Source organism: Schnuerera sp. (assembly GCF_035459645.1).
GTDB lineage: Bacteria > Bacillota > Clostridia > Tissierellales > Tepidimicrobiaceae > Schnuerera.
The window spans coordinates 1-5,783 of the sequence record NZ_DATHXO010000408.1 but is presented as its reverse complement, the minus strand read 5'-3'; the positions used below and the strand labels follow the sequence as shown (position 1 = coordinate 5,783).

The window sequence follows — 5,783 nt, the reverse complement described above, 5'->3', positions numbered from 1 at the left end:
GTATTGGCTAATATTGATAAGAATTTAACTTTGATGGATATAGCTATCCCATATTTTAAAGAGCAAATGATAAAGAAAAAACTTAATAACCTAAACTTAACAGAAATAGCAGCAATTTTATATTCTTCAATTAAATCTACTTTCCAATTATCCAACAAAGCTTTAGATATTATGAACGCTGGATTAGAAGGAAGATTGAAATTGAATTTAGGCCTTAAAGATATTGAACAACATTTTAGTGAATTAAATAGAATGGTCAATAGGCTTATATTTGCCATAATAGTTGCAGGATTATTGGTAAGTTCTTCTTTAGTTATAAATGCCAATGTTGGCTTGAAAATATACGGCATTTCCTCCATAGGAATTGTTGGATATTTAGGGGCAGGATTGGCTGGGTTGCTGTTGTTGATTTCAATAATTAGATCGGGAAAACTATGATATTTTATAGTTCACAACGCAAATTTTTTCAATTGCCCTTTGCCCCTTGACTCTTAATTTAACTATCCATTAATTGTTCATATAGTTTTCTTTGCTTCTTTGTTAATTTAGGTGGATTTACTATGTTGATTTCTACATATAAATCCCCTATATTTCCCTTCATATCTTTATAGCCCTTTTTGGGTATTCGTATTTTTTTGCCACCTTCCATATTTTCTGGAACCTTAATTTTTATTTTATCTTCTAAAGTCTCTACCACTACTGTAGTTCCCAAAGCTGCTTCCCAAGGATATATATCTATCCTTTTATATATATCTATCCCTTCTAATTTTAAACTTTCATCTTTAATAAAATTTACTTTTAAATATATATCTCCATTAATTCCTGCTTTTTCGCCTTTAATCTTTATTTTTTTCCCGGGCAATATCCCTTTAGGTACTTTTACCGACAAAGATTTGGTTTCATTTCCAATTCTAAGGGATAAATTCTTAGTAGTCCCTTTATATCCTTCTTCTAAGGTTATATTGATTTCAAATTCATATTTCTGAGTAGCATGTCTTCTGCCAAATATATCTTTTCCTTCAAATCCTCTACCACCAAAAAACATGTTGAAAAAATCGCTAAAGCCTCTTCCTGTGCCTTTAGTAGAATAAGTATATCCTCCATTGCCAAAGTTTCCAAATCCATATTGGGAGGGGTCAAAGTTTTGGCCATGACTAAAATTATATCCATTACCAAAAGTATCATATTTTTTCCTTTTGGATTTATCTCCCAATACCTCATAGGCTTCATTTATATCTTTAAACTTTTCTTGAGCTTTTTTATTTCCTTGATTTAAATCAGGATGATATTTTTTTGCTAATTTCCTATAAGCTTTTTTTATTTCATCTATACTTGCATTTTTATCTACTCCTAATATATCATAATAATCCTTATATTCCATAAACTATCACCTCTAAAACAAATTTGACCTTCCTTGACTTTTGTATTTATTATAATCATTTTTTCTCTAAAAATCAATATACTAAAAAAGAAACTAGTCTTTAAAGACTAGTTTCTTTTTTAGTTTTATTCTTCTTTAATCCACAACCTTCCATATCCCAATACTCTAACAATAATAAATCTAATTCTTTGCTTAATTCCTCTATTTTCTCCCAATCAACTTCTTTTGCATTTAATTCTTCATCTAATAGATTTCTCAACCTATTAATTCTGAAAATCAAATTGCTTTCCCTCCCCTTAAGTTCAAAATTATTTAATCTTATTTAATAGCATAATATTTTTTATGCAAATTGGCAAATATTATTTTATGCCATTGGCTAATTTAGTTATAAGGAATAAAATAATAAAGTTAATATAAGGGAGTGACATGATGACTAATAAAGAAAACTTAAATTTTAAAGAAATAGGTTCAAGAATAAGATTGGAAAGAGAAAAATTAAATTTGACAAGGGAAAAATTTGCAGAAATTGTTGAGCTATCAACATTTTACATAGGTCAAATTGAACGTGGGGATAGGAAGATGAGTGTAGATACTTTAGTAAAAATCGCTAATACTCTACATATATCTGTTGACTATCTATTATATGGCTCTAATATATATACTGAAAAACTAGAAAAGAATAAATATTTTTCTGTATTTGAAACTATTGATGAAAATTATAATCAAACTCCCGATGACAATCTACAAGAATTGCTTTCTATCTTAGTTCGCTGCTCTGAAAAAGAAATAGCTTTAATAAAAGATATAACTAAATTAATCCTTCCTTATCTAGTGAAATAATCTTTTAGTGATACATAAAAAATCCTTTTTATGATTATCATAAAAAGGATTTTTTATTCATTACATTGCTAAAAATCTCTAATTTCACCTCTAACTAGAGCTTGAGAAATATTTATATTTTCATCAAATATTATTAAATCTGCATCTTTTCCTATTTCTATACTTCCTTTTCTATGGTCAACTCCGATTGCCCTAGCAGCATTTAAACTTGCCATTCTTACTGCGTCTTCAAGGGGTATATTGACCATATAAACCATATTATAAACTGCTTTGTTTAATGTAAGAGTTGAGCCTGCTAAAGTTCCATCTTCTAATCTTGCTGCCCCTTCTTTTACATATACGTCTTGTCCGCCAAGTTCGTATTTGCCATCTTTAAGGCCTGTTGCCATCATGGCATCGGATATTAATATAATGCCATCTTTGCCTTTCATTTTTACTGCTAAATCCATAGCCCCTACATGTAGATGAATTCCATCACATATCATTTCACAGGCTACCCTTTCATCTGTTAATACTGCTCCTATTACGCCTGGTTCCCTATGGGAGTAAGCTCTCATACCATTATAAAGATGAGTTGCTTGTGTTATGCCTAAATCTATGCCTGCCTTTGCTTCATCAAAAGTTGCATTGGTATGACCTGCTGATATGGTTATTCCCTTTTCTTTTAAATACTTAACTGCTTCTTTTGCTCCTTCAATTTCAGGAGCCAAGGCTACTACTTTAATAGTATCTTTTGAAAGTTCTATAAGGTTTTTTATCTCATCTAAATCTGGATTCTTTATATATTGAGGTGGTTGAGCTCCTTTCTTTTCCATGGAAAAATAAGGACCTTCTAAATATATTCCTAATACTTGAGCTTTTGTTTCAGAAGTCTTGCTGCCATTAGTAACATATTCTCCAATGTTTTTTACAGCTTTTTCTATTTTGCTTTCTTCTTCAGTCATTGTTGTTGCTAAATAGGATGTTACTCCATTTTTAATATGAAAGTCTGCCATAATGTCTAAAGCTTCATAAGTTCCCTCCATAGCATCATGTCCAAAGTTTCCATGATTATGAAGGTCTATAAATCCTGGTGATAAATATTTCCCTTCTGCATTTATCACCTTATCATAGGATTCTTCCTTTGATATTTCTCCATTCAATATATTTGAAATCTTACCATTTTCAACGACTAAACTACTACCTCTTTTTACTTCATAAGGGGTAATAATATTTGCATTTTTAATTAAAATTTTCATTCAATAACACCTCTATTTTTTATATAATTCTGCTGCTTCTTCGTCCATTATTATTGTTACATCTGGATGTAATAGTAATAATGAGGCTGGTAATTTTGTACTTACTTTTTCTCCTTTGAGTAATTCTCCCATTATTTCTGTCTTATTCTTTCCATTTGCCATAAGGATTATCTTTTTTGCCTTCATTATCGTTCCTAATCCCATGGTTATAGCTGTTGTAGGAACTTTATCTATGGAATCAAAAAACCTTGAATTAGCCTCTATAGTATCTTCAGTTAAACCTGTTAAATGAGTAGAAAGTATTAATTCATCATCTGGTTCATTAAAAGCTATATGGCCATTTCTTCCTATACCTAATATTTGTATATCTATGCCGCCTTGTTCTTCTATCATTTTATCATATATTTTACCATATTCATTGGGTTCTTTAACTAATCCATCAGGAACATGGGTGTTTTCTTTTTTTATATTTATATGTTTAAATAAAGTATCCTCCATAAAATATCTATAACTTTGGCTATCTTCTGGAGATAAGCCATAGTATTCATCTAAGTTAAAAGTTGTCACTTTTGAAAAATCCAAACCTTCTTCCTTATGCATTCTTATTAATTCTTCATAGGTCCCAATAGGAGTGCTCCCTGTGGCTAAACCTAATATTAAATCTGGTTTTTCTTTAATTGCTTCCCTAATTAAAAAAGCAGCTTTTTTGCTCATGTTCTTATAATCTTTTTCAACTAAAATTTCCATTTAAATTCCTCCTATAGATATATTTACCCAAAATGTCACTTGAATTTCTTAATATTTATAGATAACAAATCTTCTTTTGCTTTTATTTCTCCTAATTTTAATATTTTCATTTTATCCACTTTATCCATATTGGTAATAATTATAGGCGTCAATATAGATGGAACCTTGTCTTTAATATAGTCCCAATCAATTTCTAGTAATTTATCACCTACATTTATATTCTGCCCTTTTTCTACAAAGGAAGTAAAACCTTCGCCTTTTAATTCAACTGTATCTATTCCTAGATGAATTAATATTTCAATTCCTTCTTTAGTTTCTATACCTATGGCATGAAGGGTAGGAAATATCTGCACTATTTCTCCTTTTACCGGTGAATATAATATATTATCTGTTGGTTCTATTGCAATTCCATCTCCAATAATCTTTTGAGCAAAAACATCATCTGGTACTTCTTTTAGCTCTGAAACTATTCCAGCTATAGGAGCCTTTATTGTCAATTTATTGTTAGTAAAAAATCTTAGCATAAGATATCATCCTCTAATTTAAAATCTTTTTTATAACCCAAGGATTGAACTAAAAGTCCAGACCTTGGGTTAAAATGGTTACTTCATTTAGATATGTTTAATTCTGTTTTTATATTTTTCATATATATGATCATTATTATATCCGTCTACATTTTGACTAACATATACAGGTAATTTTTGTCCTTCTTTTGCTAATATACTTAAAGTTTCAGTAACTATAGAATTTACTATAAGAGATCCTGCTATAGTTGAACTAGCACCTGATTGTACTCCATCAAAGTCTAATAATCCATCTCCTTTTGGAGCACAGTTGTCTATTACTAGATCTGCTAATTCAAATAATCTTTTGCCACTTTCATGTCTTGATTCTACGCTTTGTGAATGATTTAATGAAGTTAAAGCTATTACATATATTCCTTTTTCTTTAGCTAACATTGCCATTTCTACTGGCACTGCATTTCTTCCTGAGTTAGATACTATTACCATAATATCTCCCTCATTGATTTCATAATCATTCCAGATTACTTCTGCTAGACCACTTAGTCTTTCTATTTCTCCACCTTTCATAGCTCCAAAGTTAGTCAATATGGTATTATCTAGCATTGCTTCAACATTGGCTAATCCTCCAGCTCGTACAAACATTTCTATTCCTATCATATGAGAATGGCCTGTACCAAATACATGAATTATTTTATCCTTTTTTATTGTTTCAGCAAATACTTCTGCTGCCTTTTTAATATTATCCTTTTGTGATTCCTTGATATTACTTATTAATTTTTGTACTTCATCAATATAATTTAAACTTGACATGTTAATACCTCCATTTTATTTATCTTTTCATTTCTTTTTTAATATCTTCAGCTATTTGTTCTGCTTTTGTTCCTACTATAACTTGAATACTACTTCCCACTTTTAAAACGCCTGCAGAACCTAAGCTTTTTAACCCTTTTTCATTTATTAAACTTGAATCTTTTAGTTTTAAACGTAAACGAGTAATACAAGCTTCAACAACCTCTAAGTTTTCTTTCCCACCTAGATACTCTATATATTTTT

Annotated in this window: 8 protein-coding genes and 1 pseudogene; 2 read left to right on the top strand and 7 right to left on the bottom strand. The window is 29.8% G+C overall.

Annotation, left to right across the window (positions count from 1 at the left end):
* Positions 1-438, top strand: a pseudogene (locus tag VK998_RS09645) (ABC1 kinase family protein); the annotation flags it as partial.
* Positions 439-496: 58 nt separating this feature from the next.
* Here VK998_RS09645 and VK998_RS09640 read toward each other — a convergent pair.
* Positions 497-1,381, bottom strand: a complete 885-nt coding sequence (locus VK998_RS09640) for a J domain-containing protein (RefSeq protein ID WP_325227920.1) — start codon at positions 1,379-1,381, stop codon at positions 497-499.
* A gap of 100 nt (positions 1,382-1,481) precedes the next feature.
* Complete coding sequence (locus VK998_RS09635; RefSeq protein WP_325227919.1) at positions 1,482-1,661, bottom strand: hypothetical protein; 180 nt, start codon at positions 1,659-1,661, stop codon at positions 1,482-1,484.
* A gap of 149 nt (positions 1,662-1,810) precedes the next feature.
* Between VK998_RS09635 and VK998_RS09630 the strand changes: the two genes are divergently transcribed.
* Complete coding sequence (locus VK998_RS09630; protein ID WP_325227918.1) at positions 1,811-2,221, top strand: helix-turn-helix domain-containing protein; 411 nt, start codon at positions 1,811-1,813, stop codon at positions 2,219-2,221.
* Positions 2,222-2,289: 68 nt separating this feature from the next.
* Here the strand turns inward: VK998_RS09630 and nagA are convergent, their stop codons facing one another.
* The 5 genes from nagA to VK998_RS09605 form a co-directional block, all read right to left on the bottom strand.
* Entirely contained in the window at positions 2,290-3,459 is a 1,170-nt protein-coding gene (gene nagA, locus VK998_RS09625; protein WP_325227917.1) for an N-acetylglucosamine-6-phosphate deacetylase, read from the bottom strand.
* Positions 3,460-3,471: 12 nt separating this feature from the next.
* On the bottom strand, positions 3,472-4,206 hold the full coding sequence (gene nagB, locus VK998_RS09620) for a glucosamine-6-phosphate deaminase (RefSeq protein WP_325227916.1): 735 nt from the start codon (positions 4,204-4,206) through the stop codon (positions 3,472-3,474).
* A 35-nt stretch (positions 4,207-4,241) separates the two neighbouring features.
* Complete coding sequence (locus tag VK998_RS09615; protein WP_325227915.1) at positions 4,242-4,730, bottom strand: PTS sugar transporter subunit IIA; 489 nt, start codon at positions 4,728-4,730, stop codon at positions 4,242-4,244.
* A gap of 87 nt (positions 4,731-4,817) precedes the next feature.
* A complete protein-coding gene (locus tag VK998_RS09610; protein ID WP_325227914.1) occupies positions 4,818-5,540 on the bottom strand; it encodes an SIS domain-containing protein in 723 nt (240 codons plus the stop codon).
* A 19-nt stretch (positions 5,541-5,559) separates the two neighbouring features.
* Positions 5,560-5,783 (bottom strand): PTS sugar transporter subunit IIB (locus tag VK998_RS09605; RefSeq protein ID WP_325227913.1); only part of this gene is annotated, 224 nt, incomplete at its 5' end.

What these genes read in the sequence shown, in the direction of transcription:
- nagA (WP_325227917.1), bottom strand. Translation starts at nt 3,459, where the DNA reads ATGAAAATTTTAATTAAAAATGCAAATATTATTACCCCTTATGAAGTA.
- VK998_RS09640 (WP_325227920.1), bottom strand. Translation starts at nt 1,381, where the DNA reads ATGGAATATAAGGATTATTATGATATATTAGGAGTAGATAAAAATGCA.
- VK998_RS09630 (WP_325227918.1), top strand. Translation starts at nt 1,811, where the DNA reads ATGACTAATAAAGAAAACTTAAATTTTAAAGAAATAGGTTCAAGAATA.
- VK998_RS09615 (WP_325227915.1), bottom strand. Translation starts at nt 4,730, where the DNA reads ATGCTAAGATTTTTTACTAACAATAAATTGACAATAAAGGCTCCTATA.
- nagB (WP_325227916.1), bottom strand. Translation starts at nt 4,206, where the DNA reads ATGGAAATTTTAGTTGAAAAAGATTATAAGAACATGAGCAAAAAAGCT.
- VK998_RS09610 (WP_325227914.1), bottom strand. Translation starts at nt 5,540, where the DNA reads ATGTCAAGTTTAAATTATATTGATGAAGTACAAAAATTAATAAGTAAT.